Raw genomic sequence first — 18,935 nt, forward strand, 5'->3', positions numbered from 1 at the left:
GACTAAACCCTAAAAAAGTCACTTAAATGTTATTTAAAATAATGGCTGCTTGCTTTAAAGTGTCGTCTGTTTTGGCAAAACAAAAACGAAGCACTTTATTATCTAGGTTATCACTATTAAATACGGATAACGGGATGGAAGCAACGCCAAAGGCTGTGGTTAAGCGTTTTGCAAAATCAACATCGTATTCTTGTGTTATTTCTGAATAATCTAACACCTGAAAATAAGTGCCTTTTGATGGTGTAAATTTAAACCTAGAATCTTTGATTAAATTTAAAAATAAATTCCGTTTCTTTTGATAAAAATCTGATAATTCTAGATAGTGTTTAGGTTCTTGCATATAATCTGCAATGCCTTTTTGGGTAGGATGATGGATGCAAAACACGTTAAATTGATGCACTTTTAAAAATTCCTGCATTAATTCTTTGGGCGCACAACAATAGCCCACCCGCCAACCTGTGTTATGAAAAGTTTTGCAAAAAGAAGCTACCACAAAACTTCTGGATTTTAAATCGGGAAACAAGCAAGCGCTTTCGTGGGTTTCGCCATCAAAAATCATATGTTCATAAACTTCATCACTCAATACGATGATATTGGTATTTCTGGTTAAATTTTCCAGTTGAAGCATATCGCCTTTTGAAAACACCGAACCTGTTGGGTTATGTGGTGAATTGATAACAATCATTTTAGTTTGACTATTAATGAGTGCCTTCACTTCCGCCCAATTCACTTTAAAATTATTAGTAGCTTTTAACTGAACGGGGATTACCTTTCCATCATTTAATTCTACACTCGGCTCATAACTATCATAGGCTGGTTTAAAAATAATAACCTCGTCGTTGTGTTTTATAAAAGTTGAAATGATGGTGAAAATAGCCTGAGTTGCTCCTGCTGTTACTGTAATTTCAGTTTCCGGATGGTAACTTGAATGGTACAGCGACTCCATTTTTTTAGCAATAGCTTCACGAAGTTCTAAATTCCCGAGCATGGGCGCATAGTGATTATAGCCCGAATTCATCGCACTGCTTACCAAATCAATTAGTTTTTGATCACTTTTAAAATTCGGAAAACCCTGCGATAAATTAATAGCCTTGTGCTTGGTTGCCAAGGCACTCATTACCGAAAAAATGGTAGTCCCAACGTTTGGAAGTTTAGATTGGTGTTGCATTTGTGTTAGGTGTTATTTTTTGAGAGTTGAATATTAAGCGCTTCCGCCAACGGCCTTCCGTCTTCTAAATTACACAATATTCATCTTCTTCAATAAAAAAGAGGCATTCATATTTTTACAAATACCATGTTTCAAAGTATAATCAAAATGAAGCTCGTCATTAATAATTTCAGCATCAAAATAATAGTTTTTCACGTCGTCTAGTTCCTTTTCAATTTCACACAAACTTAAATCGTGTGTAGCAATAATACCCGTAGCGTTTGAAGCAACCAGTTTTTCGACAAACTTTCTAGAGCCAATCGCTTTATCTGTGCTATTGGTTCCTTTTAAGATTTCATCTAAAATAATAAAATATGGTTCCTCCACAATCGCATCAACAATATATTTTAAGCGTGTTAATTCTGAAAAGAAGTACGAACTATCATCGGTTAACGAGTCTGTAGTACGCATACTTGTGATTAGTTTTACCGGTGTATAACTACTAAACTTTGCACAAACTGGTAAACCCACATTGGCCATAACAATATGTAAAGACACTGTTCTTAAAAACGTACTTTTCCCAGCCATATTCGCGCCTGTTACTATAAAAAATTGTTCATTTTCTATAGTTAAATCACTGTCTACGCGCTTCCTTTTATTTAATAAGGGATGACCTAAACCTTCCGCTTTTATAACAGCACCTTGTTTTTCAATCTTCGGAAACACAAAATCTGAATGATTAAATACGAAATTCCCTAAAGAATTGTAGGCATCAAAAAACGACACGACTTCAAACCAATCGGTTACTTTGTTGCCATGATGTGTGATCCATTGCTCGATGTGGTAGCTATTTTTTATATCAGAAAGAAAAAATCCGTTTCCAAAAATAGCGCCTATTAAGTTGTTTCGATTATCTAAAGCATCTAAGGTTTTAGAAAGGTCTTTAAAAATCACAGAGGCTTTTTTTCCTTCCTGCTGAATTTGATGTTGCTTCTGTTTTAATAGTTCTGAAGAAAAGGTCCCTTTCTCAATCAAATCTAAAAGTGAAGCGTATTGGCGGAAGGTCTCTTTAACCTTATCGCTATTTGAAGATAATACGTTTACCTTCTTCACATACACACCCGAAACACCCAAACCTATAAGCAACCAATACCCAATAAAACTAGGCGATATCGCTCCAAAAAAACCAAGTCCTATAATAAGAACTGAAATGATTGTAAACACCAAAGGAAGCCATTTTGCCGCTTTTGGTAAGAATAACTGATAATTTTGCAACCAACTAATAATCTGTTTAGCCGGTGTTTCTACTGAAACCAAACTAGATGTCGCCGAATAAAATTGGCGCCATTCAGGTTTTTCGTTTAACTCGTTTATAGCCTCTTGTCTTAAAACAATTGCATCAATATTATTAGCTTTCAAAGCATCAGCAAGCTCTCGCCCTCCTTCTTTGGTGGTGGTTCTATTTATAAATTGATAAAAAGAACCGCGTCCGAATAAATCGATATCTAAACTATAAAAATGGTTCGCGTCTTGAAATTGCATGCCTGTATCACGATCATGAAAATGGCCCGATGCTATTTTAATTTCATCTTCGTTAATAGCAACCAAGGCTTCTTTAAACTTTCTATCAGCCTTAATATCGTTGTATTTTGACAATAAATACAAGAAAACAACCACCCCAAAAACACCTATACTCACAGCCAATTGCCAATTATCAAATAAAGCATAGATACCCAAGCCTGTAAACACAAAAACCAACAAGCGGTACACGCTTAGAGCAGTCATTTTTTTATACAACTTCTGCGCTTCTACTTTGTAGATTTCTAAATGCTTTTCGTAATATGCTAACGGATTGTTCATTATTAATTTATATTGAAAAAGTAAAGAAACAAAAAAGCCCTGAAACAGGTCAGAGCTTTTATTTTATATTTTAATAGGTCTTAATCTCTAGACATAAAAATACTAAGCACATACCAAAAAAGCAGCATTAAAGAGGCAAATAAGCCCAATGCAGCTGGAATATACTGATCGTCTGAATAATTATTCACCAAGTTTGAAGTTTGATACAGAATTGCACCTGCTGCCAACACACACATTCCTACCGAGAACCAAAGCCCTAAATTGAAACCAAATAAAGATCCTGCTAAAATTAACCCAATAGCTATAAAAAACCCAACGGTTAAACCTGCTTTTAAAAAGGAAAAGTCTTTTTTAGTCACAAAAACGATGGCAGATAAGCCCGTGAATAATGCCAAAGTTACAATCGCTGCTTGATTTAATATTTCTGGACCAGAATCCATATAAAAAGCAGCAATATAAATAAGCGGCACAAAAATGAAGGCTTCCGCCAGAATATAAACACCAAAAGCTAAGTATTGTTTGTTTTTATCGGGTGTTTTCAACGTCATTTTTTCAGCGTAATTGGTAATAAACATAAAACCACCCAGCATAATTAACCAACGCCACCCTTGCGTCATCGACATGGCGAAACTCACAACAGTTTCGCTTTGCAGCAATAAATATTCAAAAAGAATAAATACCAAAACACCTCCCGCCACATGCGAATAGGTTTTTTTATAAAAAGCCACTTTATCGACTTCTGAAAGTTGGCTTACCATTAACTTGTTTTCAACTATGTTTTCCATAAATACATATTAGTAAAAGTTTCTAAATTAAAGATAAAAAAAAGAACCGAATTCCCACATAAAAGTTGAAAATTCGGTTCTAAAATTAATCTATTACTTTTAGTCTCTAGACCCACCAAATACTTGAAGCGCCCAATAAATTAATGAGGCTAATGCACCAATAGCTGCAACCAAATAGGTTCTTGCTGCCCATTTAAGCGCATCCTCAGAACCTGCATATTCTTGTTGAGAGACCATGTTTTTATTTTTTAACCAAGCCAAAGCACGATTACTCGCATCATATTCTACAGGTAATGTGATAAAGCTAAATAAGGTTGCAAAGCCCATCATCACCAAACCTGCAACGGCTACATAATAACCAATACCAAGTCCTGCAGCAGCACCAAGCATCAAACCACCAATAACGACCCATTGTGACATCCCTGAAGTTACACTAACAATAGGCACCAAAGCTGAACGCATTTTCAACCATTCATAAGCCTGCGCATGTTGTACGGCATGTCCACATTCGTGTGCAGCGACCGCTGCCGCAGCTGCGTTACGTTGGTTATAAACCGACTCACTTAAATTAACCGTTTTATTTTTCGGGTTATAATGGTCTGTTAATTGTCCAGGTGTTGAAATTACCTCAACATTGGTAATACCGTGATCTGCCAACATTTTTTCAGCAATTTCGGCACCACTCATTCCATTACGTAATTGTACTTTCGAGTACTTTTCAAACTTCTTCTTCAAAGTTCTACTAACCAACCAACTTACAAGTGCAATGGCTCCTAATAATATATAATATCCAATCATTGTTTTAAATTTTAAATTACTACTTAAATATAACAAAAATAACGCCAAATTAGTATAAGTGATATTATGTCAGTTCATTTATAAAACTAAAAAGCCCCAAGAACATTTCTTGAGGCTTTTATTATGTATTTAAATTGTATTGTTATGCTTCCGCAAATTCTAAATCAAAAGCTTCCGCTATTTCTTTATAAACAATATCTCCTTTTACAATATTTAAGCCCTTCGCTAAAGACGGACTATTTTCACACGCTTGCTCCCAACCTTGATTTGCCAGTTTCACAACATACGGCAAGGTCACATTGGTTAACGCCATAGTAGACGTATAAGGCACTGCACCTGGCATATTAGCAACACTGTAATGCACTACTTCATCAATAATATAAGTAGGGTCTTGGTGTGTTGTTGGTCTTGTAGTTTCAAAACAACCGCCTTGATCTACAGCGACATCAACCATAACGGTTCCAGGACGCATGTCCTTAAGCATGTCTCTTGTAATTAATTTAGGGGCTTTTGCTCCTTTTATAAGAACACCACCAATAATTAAATCGGAATCTTTAATATGCTTTCTAATATTATATTCACTTGAAAATTCACTAACCACGTTATTTGGCATAGAATCACTCACGTAACGTAGCGCTTTCATGTTAATATCCAAAATATGTACGCTAGCTCCTAAACCTGCTGCCATTTTTGCTGCTTGATATCCAACAACACCAGCACCTAAAATTAACACTTTAGCGGGAGGCACTCCAGGAACACCACCAAGTAAAATACCACGACCCATAATAGGTTTTTCAAGATATTTTGCACCTTGCTGTACAGACATTCTACCAGCAACTTCAGACATTGGGATTAATAACGGCAAGGTACCATCGGCATCCTCAACAGTTTCATAAGCAATACAAATAGATTTACTTTTAATCATCGCATTGGTAAGCGCTTCGCTTGATGCAAAATGAAAATAAGTAAAAACAACTTGATCTTCTTTTATTAGAGCATACTCTTCTTCAATAGGTTCTTTCACCTTCACAATCATTTCGGCGATACTGTAAACTTCCTCAATAGTATCAAGAATAGTTGCACCAGCACCTACATAATCTTCATCTAAAAAACCACTATTAAAACCAGCATTTTTTTGCACAAAAACTGCATGATCTCTTTTAGTAAGCTCAAACACCCCAGAAGGCGTCATACCTACTCTATTTTCATTATTTTTAATTTCTATAGGAACACCAATTTTCATAAATATATTATTTTAAGTTAGTCTGAAAACATATGCAATATTAAAACAAATGATTGAGAAAAAATCCAAAACAAGCATTTTACATGAAAAATTATCAGCAAATTTAACGTTTTGCTATGAATCAAATAAATTACATCGATTTAATAGGGGCTATAACGCAAGAAAATAAAACTTTTATAAAAATATAAATGAAGCGCTATTGGAATTTACTTTTTCTCGTATTTCATTTTAAAAAACACTAAAAGAAAAGCAGAAACAATGGTTATGGTATTTGCAGAAATCATTGAAGGACTTTGAATATAAATACCATAAATTAACCATAAAAATACGCCCACAAAAAACATAACAAGCATGGGCAAAGACAACCCTGAAACGTCTTTGGTTTTCCAAGTTTTATAAACTTGAGGTAAAAAGGCTGCAGTGGTTAATGTGGCCGCTGCGAAACCAATAATTTCTGTATAATTCATTTTGGGACACTGTAATTTGGGATCTGCTTTTTAAAACAGAAATACTAAAATTTTTATTTTGAACTTATAATGAATAAACATTATAGTGAACAAAGCAACATGCTTCTTATTAAAGTTTAATTTTGACAGATTGCTTTGTTACTCGAAATGATGTTATCCTACAATGTTCACAATTTTACCAGGCACGATAATCACTTTTTTAGGGGTTCTACCTGCCAATTGTTCTTGTGTTTTTTCGTGTGCCATCACTGTTTTTTCAATATCATCTTTACTCATATCGAGTGGCAATTCTAGAGTAAAACGCATTTTTCCGTTGAAGGAAATTGGATAATTTTTACTACTTTCCACTAAATGACTTGCATCAAACTCTGGGAATGAAGCTGTTGAAATAGATGTATTATTACCTAATTGACTCCACAACTCTTCTGCGATATGTGGTGCATACGGTGACAACAACACCAATAAAGGCTCTAAAATTTCTTTAGATGTACATTTTTGAGCTGTTAATTCATTCACCGCAATCATGAAAGTAGACACCGACGTGTTGAACGAGAAATTCTCGATATCTTCTTGTACTTTTTTAATGGTTTTATGAAGTGTTTTTAAGCTATCTTTAGTAGGTTCTGCATCATTTACATTTAAGGCATCTTCTCCAACATACAACTTCCATAGTTTTTTAAGGAACCCGTGAACTCCTGTAATACCTGCGGTATTCCAAGGTTTGTATTGTTCTAATGGGCCTAAAAACATTTCGTATAGTCGTAAACTATCTGCACCATAATCAACACAAATTTGGTCTGGATTGACTACGTTGTATTTTGATTTGGACATTTTTTCGACTTCGCGTTTCACTTGAAACGTTCCATCTTCTTCAGTAATAAACTCAGCATTTTTGTATTCTTCTCTCCAATTTTTGAAAGCTTCAATATCTAATTCATCAGAAGAGTTTACAAATGAAACATCTGCGTGGATATTTGAAATACCATTAATTATTACATTTTCGTCACCTACCACCTCAAAAACAGACTTCAAACGTTCTATATTATATTCTGAAATTTCTTTTTCTTTACTTTCCTTATCCCAATTAAATGAATAATTTGATGAAACAAATATTGGATTTCCTGTATAATCTTCAATATCGACCCTTTTCACAAAAGCACTAGTCCCCAAAATCATTCCTTGGTTAATCAGTTTTTTAGCAAACTCATCCACAGGCACTTCACCTTTATCAAACAAGAATTTTTGCCAAAAACGAGAATACAATAAATGCCCTGTGGCATGCTCGCTTCCGCCAATGTATAAATCGACATCTTTCCAGTAATTCATCGCTTCTTTACTCGCAAATTCTTCAGTGTTTGTAGAATCCATGTAGCGGTTAAAATACCAAGAACTTCCTGCCCATCCTGGCATGGTATTCAACTCTAAAGGAAATACATTAATATGGTCAATTAAGACATTAGAGACTACTTCCGCTTTGAGACGGTCCCATGCCCAAACAGTGGCGTTTCCTAAAGGTGGCTCGCCGGTTTCGGTTGGTAAATATTTTTCAACTTCTGGCAAACGAATTGGCAAATGTTGTGCTTCAATCATTTGCGGCATCCCATTCACATAATACACCGGGAATGGCTCACCCCAATAACGTTGACGACTAAAAACAGCATCGCGTAAACGGTAATTGGTTTTTCCTTCACCTTGGCCTAATTTTTCTAAAGCTTCAATCGCTTTTATAGTGGCTTCTTTATACGACAACCCATTTAGAAAGTCGCTGTTTCCAATAATAACATTGTCTTTTGAAGCATAGGCTTCTTCTGAAATATCAACGCCTTCAAAAATATTCGGAATCGAAATATTGAAATGGTTTGCAAAATCGTAATCACGTTGGTCACCACATGGAACGGACATCACTGCACCTGTTCCGTAGCCCGCTAACACATAATCGCCAATCCAAACCGGAATAGGCTCTTTGGTAAACGGATGTTCTGCATAGGCACCTGTAAAAGCTCCAGAAATGGTTTTAACATCGGCCATTCTATCGCGTTCGCTACGTTTGGCGGTTGCTAAAATATAAGCATCAACCGCTTCCTTTTGTTCTGGGGTTGTAATTTGAGATACTAATTCGTGTTCTGGCGCTAGCGTCATGAAAGACACACCAAAAATGGTATCGGGTCTTGTAGTAAAAACGTCTATAACGTGCGATTGCTTCGCTTCGCTCGCAATGACGGGAAATGTCACGCTTGCTCCTACCGATTTCCCAATCCAGTTACGTTGACTTTCCTTTAAAGAATCGGTCCAATCTATTTTATTCAAACCTTGAAGTAAACGTTCTGCATACGCTGAAATACGCATACTCCATTGGGTCATTTTTTTACGCATTACTGGGTGGCCACCACGTTCTGACACGCCGTTTACAATTTCATCGTTTGCCAACACAGTTCCTAAAGCAGGACACCAGTTTACTTCGGTTTCTGCTAAATAGGTTAATCTATATTTTAATAATATTTGTTGTTGTTGTTTTGAATCAAAAGCATTCCAATCTTCGGCAGAAAACGTTTCAATAGCATCATCACAAACAGCATTTACTTTTGCATTTCCTTCTGAAGTAAAAATGTTTTCTAATGCTGAAATAGCTTCCGCTTTATCTGCATCTTTATTATACCATGAATTGAACAATTGAATGAAAATCCACTGCGTCCATTTATAATAACTTGGGTCTGAAGTACGCACTTCACGGGACCAATCGAATGAAAAACCAATTTGATCTAATTGACGGCGGTAGGTTGCAATATTCGTTTCCGTAGTAATAGCAGGATGCTGCCCTGTTTGAATAGCATATTGTTCTGCTGGTAAACCAAAACTATCATACCCTTGCGGGTGCAATACATTAAACCCTTGATGGCGTTTGTAACGTGCATAAATATCAGACGCGATATAACCCAACGGATGCCCTACGTGTAAACCTGCACCACTTGGATACGGGAACATATCTAGCACATAAAATTTAGGTTTTTCTGAATTATTCTCGGCTTTAAACGTTTGGTTCTCTGCCCAATATTTTTGCCATTTGGCTTCTATATCGTTGAAATTGTATATCATCTGTCTGTATTTCTGCTTTTAAAAGCGCAAATTTACGCTTTCTAAAGAAAACTAAAAGCCTTTAGCTTTATATATCACTAAATATAACAGCTATTTAAGGTTTTGTTAGAAATGCAATTTGTAATTTCGCCGCTTAAACATTATTTTGGTTTGATAAAAGATACTACCAAAGCCCATTTGGCATTATTAGGCGCCAATATAATATACGGCGCCAACTATATTATTGCAAAAGGCATTATGCCAAATAAAATTGGCCCGACTGCTTTTGTTTTTATAAGACTTACCTGTTGCGTACTCCTTTTTTGGACTCTGAAATTTTTATTTGTTAAAGAGAAAGTTGAAAAAAAAGACTTTTTAGTTCTAGCTCTTTGTGGTTTTTTTGGCGCTGCCGCCAACCAACTACTGTTTTTTCATGGTATCAACTTAACATCACCCATAGATGCGTCCATCATTCAAACAGCCACACCGGTTTTAGTTTTAATTTTTAGCTTCTTTATTTTAAAAGAACGTATTACAAGAAATCGCGTATTAGGGATTACTCTGGGTGGTATTGGCGCTATCTTTTTAATACTTTATGGTAGTAAAGCCGTTGGTACCAGTTCGTTTTTAGGAAACTTATTTGTTTTATTGAACGCCTGTAGTTTTGGTTTGTATCTTGTTTTGGCAAAAACGTTAATGAAGAAATACCAAGCCATAACCGTGATTAGTTGGATTTTTCTATTTGGCTTTATTTATGTGTTTCCTTTTGGTATTTCAGACTTTTTAAATACCGATTTTGAAGCCTTTACCACCAGCACTTATTTAACTATTGGCTATGTGGTTTTATTTACCACCTTTTTCGCTTACCTATTTAATATTTATGCACTTAACCACTTAGCGCCCTCTGTAACCAGTAGTTATATTTATTTACAACCCGTAGTAAGCTTTTTATTAGTAAGTATACTCGCCTTTGTTTTTATGCAAAGTGAATATGCTCAAGATATTAATTTGGTTAAAATATTAAGTTGTTTACTTGTAGCAGCTGGTGTATATATTATTAGTATACCAGAAAAAAAATGATCTATAATAAATTTAAATAAAACAATGTTGAAACTTTAAACGTTGTAATACTAAGTACAATAGAATTCTTTACTATTTTTACACCGTTAATCCGATACTTTATGAGTTCATCTTTTGAAAAAGACCAAAAACGCCGACTAATTTCTTCATACTTTTCTGTAGTATTAAGTATTGCACTGGTGTTATTTTTACTAGGTTTATTAGGCATGTTGGTTTTGAATGCTAAAAAAGTATCCGACCATTTTAAAGAACAAGTAGTGGTTACCATTTACCTAAAAGATACTGCTAAAGAAGTTGAAATTAAACAACTTGAAAAGAGTTTAGCGATGGCCGATTATGTAAAAACTATTGAATACGTTTCAAAAGAAGAAGCTGCTGAATTTTTAAAAGCTGAAAACGGTGAAGATTTTATGGATTTTGTAGGCTACAACCCTTTGCAGAACTCCATTGACGTGCACTTAAAGGCCGATTTTGTGACCTCAGAACATCTTGAAAAAATATCAGAAGAAGCAACTTCAAAAAACTTTGTTGACGAAGTAACCTACGATAACGATTTGGTAAACCTCATGAACGAAAACGTTAAAAAAATAACTTTTTGGGTATTGGTTATCAGTGGTATCTTTACGCTTATTGCTGTTTTACTTATAAACAGCTCGATACGACTAGCCGTTTACTCCAAACGTTTTACAATTAAAACCATGCAAATGGTAGGAGCTACGAAGTCATTTATCCGTCGCCCGTTTGTTTGGAGAAGCATTCGTTTAGGTATTGTTGGTGCCGTAATCGCTTTAATTGGCATGGCAATTGTGCTTTATTACATCAATAGAACCTTCCCGGAATTAGGCCTGCTTAACACCCCTATTTTGGTAATTCTACTTTTCGCTATTGTATTTGCTTTAGGTATTATTATTACTTGGATAAGCACTCATATTGCCACACAACGCTTCTTAAATTTAAAAACGGATGCTTTGTATTATTAGGGGTTAACGTCATGTTAGCTTGCTTTTAAAAAAAAACTCATTTTTTGTATCTTTTGTTTAAAGAATAAAAGGTTATGGATATTCAATCTGCAAAAATCGAATTAGTAAAAGCAATCAGGCAGTTACCCAAAATCATCTGTATCAAAAGGGCTTTACAAATGTCTTGTTACTAAATAAACTACTTTTCACTATCGCGTTTCAACCGAATTAAAAGAAATAGAGATTATCACTATTTTCGATACGAGGCAAAATCCTGATAAACTCAAGAAACACGGAGGTTAATTGCTATTGAAAAACAAAATTATTAGAATCTTAACAATTCATATTCAAATAAATCCGTTAATTTGCACCAATACTTTTTAACAATCATGGGAGAACAAAAACAAAAAGAAGCTACAAAACCAGTTTTTATCTTTGGAAAGAAAAACTATAAATTTATGTTTATAGGTTTAGCTTGCATCGCCTTAGGTTTTATTTTAATGTCTGGTGGTGGTAGTGACGATCCTAATGTTTTTAACCCAGAGATTTTTAGTTTTCGTAGAATTCGTTTGGCCCCTATGTTAGTACTTGTTGGCTTTGGTATTCAAATTTATGCCATCCTGCTAAACCCTGATAAGAAGTAATTACTTTTTAATACTTTGAGCAAACTTAGCCGCCATATCTACAAGATATGCATAGCTATTTTGCATCGCATCTTCTAAATTTTTAGCTTTGTTGATTACGGCATCGGTATAAGAAATACCAAAATTATTAGCTTCAACTTCAGAAAGTGATACACTTCCGCAAAAAGCGACTGCCGAAATGTTTTGCTTTTTTGCAGATGTAATAACGCCGTTAATTGTTTTTCCTGAAAGTGTTTGTGAGTCCAATTGGCCTTCACCCGTAATAATAAAATCGGCGCCTTCTATTTTAGCATCAAAACCCACTAACTCTTTAACTAAATCGATACCCGATTTTAGTTCCGCATTTAAAAAAACCGATGTCCCCGCTCCCATACCGCCTGCAGCACCCGCGCCTTGTATGTTTTGAACATCGCTATTAAACTGCTTTTTAAAAACAGCTGCTATATTTTTCAGCCCACTATCGAGTGCTTCAATTTCGGCTTCTGAAGCGCCTTTTTGAGGTCCATAAACATAAGCAGCCCCATTGTCTCCATACAAAGGATTAGTTACGTCGCAGGCCACTTTAAACTCAATAGACTTTAAAGCATCATGGACGTAACTGCTATTAATAACTCTAATCTTTGATAAATTTTTTCCGATAGGCTCTAGTTCCTTGCCTTGGTCATCTTCAAATTTATAACCTAAAGCGGTTGCCATTCCCATTCCACAATCGTTGGTCGCGCTACCACCAATACCCAAAATAATGGTTTTGGCTCCTTTATTAATAGCATCTAGAATAAGTTCACCTGTTCCCAATGTGGTGGTGTTAAAACAATTTCGTTCTTCTTTTTTCAGGAGGTACATACCCGAAGCTTCAGCCATTTCAATAAATGCCGTTTGTATCGTTTCCATGTACAAATAGGACGCTTCAATTTGTCTGAATAACGGATCGTTTACTTTAACACTAACACGTGTTCCGTTTAAATGGTATTCCAAAATTTCGATGGTACCATCGCCACCATCTGCTAGTGGTAATGTCGTGAATTCCGTAGCTGGCATGATGCTTTTCACACCTTCTTCTACAGCTGCACAAAATTGCAAACCAGTTAACGAACCTTTAAATTTATCTGGAGCTAGTATCAATTTCATATGAAACGGTATTATATAAATTATCCAAAAATAACAGGTATAAAGTAGCTAAACACTAAAATAACAATGAAGAATGCGACTAGAATGTACACCTCTTTTATCATGAAATCTTCTTTTTTGATAGCCACATTGAAATTGGAAATCCTTTTAATCTCTACCTGTTTCGTAAATGCACTTACCACATAAGCGACCACTAAAGAAATAATAACACCCGTAAAGTTTAACCAAATCCAGAAAATGTGAATCCCTAAATCTATATTAAATATTTGCTGCATGGTTTTAGATAGCACTAAATTAACCACCACAGCCACAATAATACCAGCATTCATACCAATATGATTCACTTTTTTAGAGAAAAACGCTAATATAAAAGTAACTAAAACCGGACCGTAAAACACCGAGCTAATAGCGTTTATAATTTCGATTACAGCACTTTTGCTGCCTCCAAAAAGAAACGCACTGGCAATACAAACAACGCCCCAAAATACGACTGAAGCTTTTGAAATAACCATGTATTTCTTGTTTGATAGTTTTACTTTTCCGCGGTTGAAAAAATCTTCAACGGTTACAGCCGATAACGAATTAACCGTAGAACTTAATGAAGACATAGCTGCCGATAAAATACCAACCATTAAAATACCTATTAAACCGTGAGGTAAATATTTAATAATAAAAACGGGCAACATTAAATCGACCTTTATTCCTGTTTTCGCAAACTCTTCGGGGAAATACTTTTGCGTTGTATCTGCTATTTCTTGTAAAAAATCTGGCGCCATGGTAACCAAACCACCTATTACAAGCCCCATAAGGCAATAAATTAAAACCACTGGAAAACGAAGTAATCCATTTGCTAATAATAATTGTCGGATGGTTTTTTCGTTTTTAGCTGATAACAAACGTTGTGCTTGTGTTTGGTCGCAACCATAATAGGAGGCATACAAAAACAAACCACCCATTAACATAGGCCAAACACCATACTCGTTACCTTCACCAATTCCTAAATTATAATCGATCACTTTTAAACGTTCTGGGTCAAAACCTTGGGCCAAACCACCGTGTTCTTGTAAAAGTGTCCACCCGTAATACAAGCAAATAATTAAGCCAAAGAAAAGCACAATCATTTGTATGGCATCTCCCCACACAACAGCTTTCATACCACCTTGCCATGAATAAACAATGGTAATAATACAGATAATTAATATGGTATATACAAAATCGACATCTAAAACAGCTTGCAAAATAATGGCAATGGTATATACCATTACCCCAGTTGCTAGAGCCCTACTTATTTGAAACACCACGCTTAAAATTAATCGTGTTGATACACTAAAACGTTTTTCAACAAACTCATAAATACTAACCACCCCCGATTTAAACAAAGGCGGAATGATTACTATCATAATAAAAATCATGGCAAGAGGCACAGCAAACTCGAAGGTAAGCCACTTCATACCACCACCTAATTTTAGCCCCACAAAAGCGGGTGCCGAAATAAAACTTATAGCCGATAATTGGGTAGCCATAGTTGAAAGACTTAATGGAAACCACCCTAAGCTTTTACCACCTAGAAAATAATCTTTAGAGTCTTTATTGTCCTTAAAGAAGAACCCCATTCCTAAAAAGAAAGCAATATAAAGTATAACAATACTATAGTCTAGCCAATTCATAATTTATGAGTTTTAGTTTGTTAGTTGTCTTGCAACATATCTATTAATAATGCTGCACTCCATGAAAAATCATTTCCGCCGTAACCTGCATTGCCATCTTTATAGACTTCTTTACGGGAATCAAAATACTCATAAAATCCAGCTTTCTCAATAATTTCAACAGTATCTGCCTTTACACGTTTCGCAATATCCATATAACCATAATTTTTCAATCCGTAATAAAGTGCCCAATTAAGGTTTACCCAAACAGGACCACGCCAATATTTTTTAGGATTGAAGCGATCGCTTGTAGGGTCGAAAGACGCACATAAATATTGATTGTCATTCCCAAATTTCTCCATCATAACGTTCACCAACGATGCGGCTTGTTCTTTACTAGGAATGTTTGCAAATAAAGGTGAAAACGATGAAGATGAAATAAACCTTAACGGCTTCTCATTTCTTAAATCATAATGAACATAAACACCTAATTCACTATCAAATAATTTATCATTAAAACTTTTAACCGCTTTATCTTGCCACTTTTGAAGTTGACTAACTTTAGCGTCATGACCTCCAATAAGTTGGTATAAATCTATTAAACTTTGATTCGATTTAATAAGCATGGAATTAAAAAGCGGATCTTGCACCAAGAACGGTGATAATTCGGCTATTTTTTCATCCTTATAATTATGTTCTTTGGCAATATCGATAATATATAAATAATGATCGTACTCCCTTTTTGAAGGACGTTGAGACGCATCAACATGTGTTGTATCACGACGTTCGAATGTATATTCTGGCGGATTCATTGTCTCCCAAATATCATCCCAAATAGGTGAATTATCGGTACCAGATTCCCAGTTATGGTATATATACACCAAGCCTTCGTTTTTTGGATCTCTATTAGTATAGAAGTATTCGTGGTTAAAATAAACCTTATCGATAACGCTTTCTATAAATTTTAAAGTCGCTTTTTTATCGGTGCTTATTCGATACATATCTTGCAGCACAAAACCGGTAACAGGGGGTTGCGTCATCCCTGTTGATTTGTATTTTTTTGAAGCCTGTGCACTTAAATCTGAACGATGAAAATCGGGTCCTGGAAAATACGTATCGGTATCTGTATGAAATATAATGTGAGGTAAAAACCCATTATCCCATTGGGAATCTAATAAGGTTTCTATTTCTTTTTCAGCTTTTGGCATATCAAAATGCGCAAAACCAATGGCTATAAAGCCAGAATCCCAGAACCATTGGAACGGATATAAATTGGCACAAGGCACACTAAAACCATCTTTCCAGTTATTATTTAGTACTTCTATCGCTTTATTTTGTAAATCTTTCATCTTATATATTTTTAAATATAACGCATCACTCACACTCTCAAAAGTGAGCGATGCGTTAACAAACTAAACAATCAAATAAACTTAAAAATTAAATGTAGCGTTTAAGAATACGCGTGTTGGCAATATTGGTCGCCCAACAAAATACTCTTCTTCGGTTTGGTTATTGTTAAGTCTAGGAGACCCTTCAGTTACACCAGCCGAATTAAATAAATTATATACTTGAGCCCCTAAGCGTAACGATTCGCCATCTTCACCCACTGGGAATGTATACCCTAAGTTTAAGTTGGCAATACCGATAGCATCTAACTCGATACTATTAGAATCGTTTGTGAATTTCTTTCCTGTGTAGTTATAAACAAAGTTTCCGTCGAAAGCGGCGTTATCATAATCCAATCCAAAAGTTCCTAACACTTTAGGCTGTCTTCCTAGGTTGTTCCCTTCAAAATCCGGATTACTATCCGACTTCGTGATTTCATGATCTTGAACAGATAGAGATCCTGAAAACGCATAGTTTTCAGCAAATTTCCATTTCCAAGTGGTTTCAATACCAAACGTTTTTGTGTTTTGAATATCTACTTCTTCCACAAAGCCACCACCGGGCGCATTCACAAATGTTACATTTCTACGATCGTTCAGGGTAACACCGTAAAGCGCTGCCGTACCAGAGAAATTACCTTGACCGTATTTAACACCTAATTCACCTTGAACTATTTTTTCACTATTGTATTCGTTAGGGTTTCCTAAACCATCAAACTTCACACTTCTAAGTTCTGGAAAAAAGTAACCTCTAGAAAAGTTTCCGTAAGCACTTAAATCATCATTTACTTTATAAAGTGCTGCAAGTGCGACTGCAAAATCGTTGGCAGATACGTGACCTCTAGTCCATGTACCATTACCCCATCTTACATTATCTAAATTAGCAATACCGGTATCATCTACTAAATAAGACTCAGACCCTTCGCTTTCTATATCTCCAGAAGCTCTTTCATAACGCACACCGAAATCTAAATTCCAACGGTCTAGTTTAATTTCATCTGTAAAAAAGAAAGCCACTTTATTACTACTAATATTTTTATTAGTGTAACCCGTTCCTCGGTTTGTAACCCCATTGATAGAATAACCTGAAAGCTCTACTAAATCTGGATTATTGTTATACTCCCCTAAATAGTTTGTAATTACATTAAAATCGCCAGCCTCAGATCTAGACATGTATGTACCGAATGTGAAGGTGTGAATATCTGAAATTTTAGTCATTTTAATATCGGCTACCAACTCTTGTAACGGTCTGCTTCTGTCTAAAATTCTATTCTCAAATAATAAAGCATCTGAAGCTAATGGTTGCCCGTTAAGAGATGTAAAAGTCCCTGACGTTAAACCTCTAGCAGCTAAATATTCCGCTTGAGTTTCTACGGCCTTCGCTCCAGAAACACCACTACCATCTAAAAACAAGTTAAATTGATGCTTGTATTTTGAGTATCTCAATTTTGCATCTAATTTTAAATCTTCAGAGAAATCATGCTTAAAGTTGGTTAAAAAATACCCACCTTTAGTTGCTACACCATCTTCAATAGGAGACGTGTAAATACCATTCGGTGTTTTATAAGATATATCGGCAGCAGCAGCTGTTTGCAAGGTATATATTGTTTCACCATCATTGCCGTTTGGACGTTCTCTAGAACCACCTTGTAATGGGTAAGGTAGAAAGAATTGCACATTATCATCGATAAATTGACCCGACATCGTGATAGAACCATTTTTGGTTACTTGTTTAATATTACCTCTTAACTGAAAACCTTCGGTTGGTAACCCTGTTTTTATTGGGCCATCATCGTATCTATAAAATCCAGATAAAGCATAAAAGGTATTCGAATTTTCGCCACCTAATGGACCACTTGTTAAAAACTCCCCTTTATATCTTGAATTAGAACCCACTTCTGTTCTAATAATATTTTTTGGGTTTGAAGTTCCTGTTACACTTGTATAGTTAATAATACCTGCTACAGAACCTACACCATATAATATAGAAGAACCACCACGTACAAACTCTAAACTTTTAATACCTAAATCGTTTCTAAAATAAACATCATGTGCAGATGAGTTTAAACCAAACGTACTTAAAACAGGCATCCCATCAATTTGTAACGGGTTGAATTGGTACTGTCCGCCAGAAGGCAAACCTCTTACAAAAATATTGGAAGCCACCTCACCACCACCACCTTCGGCAGTAATACCAGGTACGCTTACCAAAATATCGGCTTGACTACTTGTATTTGTTTTTGATAATTCCTTAGCACCAAACGAAGTGATGGAAAGTGGCGTCTCTTTTTGAGAACGCGTCGAAGAAGTTGCAGTTAGTACCACTTCATCTAAAGTATTCCCACCTTCTTGCAACACAATTTGCATGGTAATTTTTGTACCAGTAAGTGTTATTGCTTTTTGGAAGGTACTGTACCCCAAATAAGATACTTGAATTTTTTGAGCACCATTTAAATTAGAAGAAAAACTGAAATTTCCATCAAAATCTGTCGTGGCACCAGATGTACTGCCCATAATTAAAATATTAGCCCCTGGAACTGGCACCCCAGAATTGTCTTTTACAGTACCCGTAATTTCGGTTTGCGCAAGCATTGCAGAAACACTAAACAAACACACTAGAGTAAAAATGATTTTTTTCATTATATTTAGAATTAGTTAATTTTATTGCTAAATAACTAAGAACCCTTCATTAAAACACCCGGAAAAACACCATATTTGTAT

Annotated in this window: 14 protein-coding genes; 3 read left to right on the plus strand and 11 right to left on the minus strand. The window is 35.4% G+C overall.

Annotated elements, in window-relative coordinates; genetic code table 11:
• Positions 1 to 22: 22 nt before the first annotated feature.
• The 7 genes from Q5N74_RS02025 to Q5N74_RS02055 form a co-directional block, all read right to left on the minus strand.
• Positions 23 to 1,168, minus strand: a complete 1,146-nt coding sequence (locus Q5N74_RS02025; protein ID WP_304387021.1) for a methionine aminotransferase — start codon at positions 1,166 to 1,168, stop codon at positions 23 to 25.
• Between the two features lie 69 nt (positions 1,169 to 1,237).
• Positions 1,238 to 3,007 (minus strand): DNA mismatch repair protein MutS, encoded by a 1,770-nt coding sequence (locus Q5N74_RS02030; protein WP_304387022.1) that lies wholly within the window; start codon positions 3,005 to 3,007, stop codon positions 1,238 to 1,240.
• Between the two features lie 80 nt (positions 3,008 to 3,087).
• A complete protein-coding gene (locus tag Q5N74_RS02035; protein WP_304387023.1) occupies positions 3,088 to 3,792 on the minus strand; it encodes a Bax inhibitor-1 family protein in 705 nt (234 codons plus the stop codon).
• Positions 3,793 to 3,891: 99 nt separating this feature from the next.
• Positions 3,892 to 4,590 carry a zinc metallopeptidase gene (locus Q5N74_RS02040; RefSeq protein ID WP_304387024.1) on the minus strand — a complete coding sequence of 233 codons (699 nt, stop codon included), beginning with the start codon at positions 4,588 to 4,590 and terminating at the stop codon, positions 3,892 to 3,894.
• Between the two features lie 142 nt (positions 4,591 to 4,732).
• Complete coding sequence (gene ald / locus Q5N74_RS02045) at positions 4,733 to 5,833, minus strand: alanine dehydrogenase (protein WP_304387025.1); 1,101 nt, start codon at positions 5,831 to 5,833, stop codon at positions 4,733 to 4,735.
• Between the two features lie 206 nt (positions 5,834 to 6,039).
• Positions 6,040 to 6,300 carry a SemiSWEET family sugar transporter gene (locus tag Q5N74_RS02050; RefSeq protein ID WP_304387026.1) on the minus strand — a complete coding sequence of 87 codons (261 nt, stop codon included), beginning with the start codon at positions 6,298 to 6,300 and terminating at the stop codon, positions 6,040 to 6,042.
• Between the two features lie 153 nt (positions 6,301 to 6,453).
• Positions 6,454 to 9,393, minus strand: a complete 2,940-nt coding sequence (locus tag Q5N74_RS02055) for a leucine--tRNA ligase (RefSeq protein ID WP_304387027.1) — start codon at positions 9,391 to 9,393, stop codon at positions 6,454 to 6,456.
• Between the two features lie 111 nt (positions 9,394 to 9,504).
• Here Q5N74_RS02055 and Q5N74_RS02060 point away from each other — a divergent pair, with 111 nt between their 5' ends.
• The 3 genes from Q5N74_RS02060 (at position 9,505) to Q5N74_RS02070 (ending at position 12,055) form a co-directional block, all read left to right on the plus strand.
• Positions 9,505 to 10,452 (plus strand): DMT family transporter, encoded by a 948-nt coding sequence (locus tag Q5N74_RS02060; protein ID WP_304387028.1) that lies wholly within the window; start codon positions 9,505 to 9,507, stop codon positions 10,450 to 10,452.
• A gap of 101 nt (positions 10,453 to 10,553) precedes the next feature.
• Positions 10,554 to 11,432 carry an ABC transporter permease gene (locus Q5N74_RS02065; protein ID WP_304387029.1) on the plus strand — a complete coding sequence of 293 codons (879 nt, stop codon included), beginning with the start codon at positions 10,554 to 10,556 and terminating at the stop codon, positions 11,430 to 11,432.
• Between the two features lie 368 nt (positions 11,433 to 11,800).
• Positions 11,801 to 12,055, plus strand: coding sequence for a DUF3098 domain-containing protein (locus tag Q5N74_RS02070; protein WP_304387030.1), 255 nt, complete (start codon positions 11,801 to 11,803; stop codon positions 12,053 to 12,055).
• On the opposite strand, the gene Q5N74_RS02075 is transcribed toward Q5N74_RS02070, so the two are convergent.
• The 4 genes from Q5N74_RS02075 to Q5N74_RS02090 all read right to left on the minus strand — a co-directional run bounded on the left by Q5N74_RS02075 (position 12,056) and on the right by Q5N74_RS02090 (position 18,854).
• Complete coding sequence (locus Q5N74_RS02075; RefSeq protein WP_304387031.1) at positions 12,056 to 13,183, minus strand: glycerate kinase; 1,128 nt, start codon at positions 13,181 to 13,183, stop codon at positions 12,056 to 12,058. It abuts the gene before it with no gap.
• Between the two features lie 20 nt (positions 13,184 to 13,203).
• Positions 13,204 to 14,850, minus strand: a complete 1,647-nt coding sequence (locus Q5N74_RS02080; RefSeq protein ID WP_304387032.1) for a sodium/solute symporter — start codon at positions 14,848 to 14,850, stop codon at positions 13,204 to 13,206.
• A gap of 20 nt (positions 14,851 to 14,870) precedes the next feature.
• Positions 14,871 to 16,178 carry a trehalase family glycosidase gene (locus Q5N74_RS02085; protein ID WP_304387033.1) on the minus strand — a complete coding sequence of 436 codons (1,308 nt, stop codon included), beginning with the start codon at positions 16,176 to 16,178 and terminating at the stop codon, positions 14,871 to 14,873.
• An 81-nt stretch (positions 16,179 to 16,259) separates the two neighbouring features.
• Complete coding sequence (locus tag Q5N74_RS02090) at positions 16,260 to 18,854, minus strand: TonB-dependent receptor (RefSeq protein ID WP_304387034.1); 2,595 nt, start codon at positions 18,852 to 18,854, stop codon at positions 16,260 to 16,262.
• Between the last annotated feature and the right edge of the window lie 81 nt (positions 18,855 to 18,935).

This window comes from Mariniflexile sp. AS56 (genome assembly GCF_030552475.1).
GTDB lineage: Bacteria > Bacteroidota > Bacteroidia > Flavobacteriales > Flavobacteriaceae > Mariniflexile.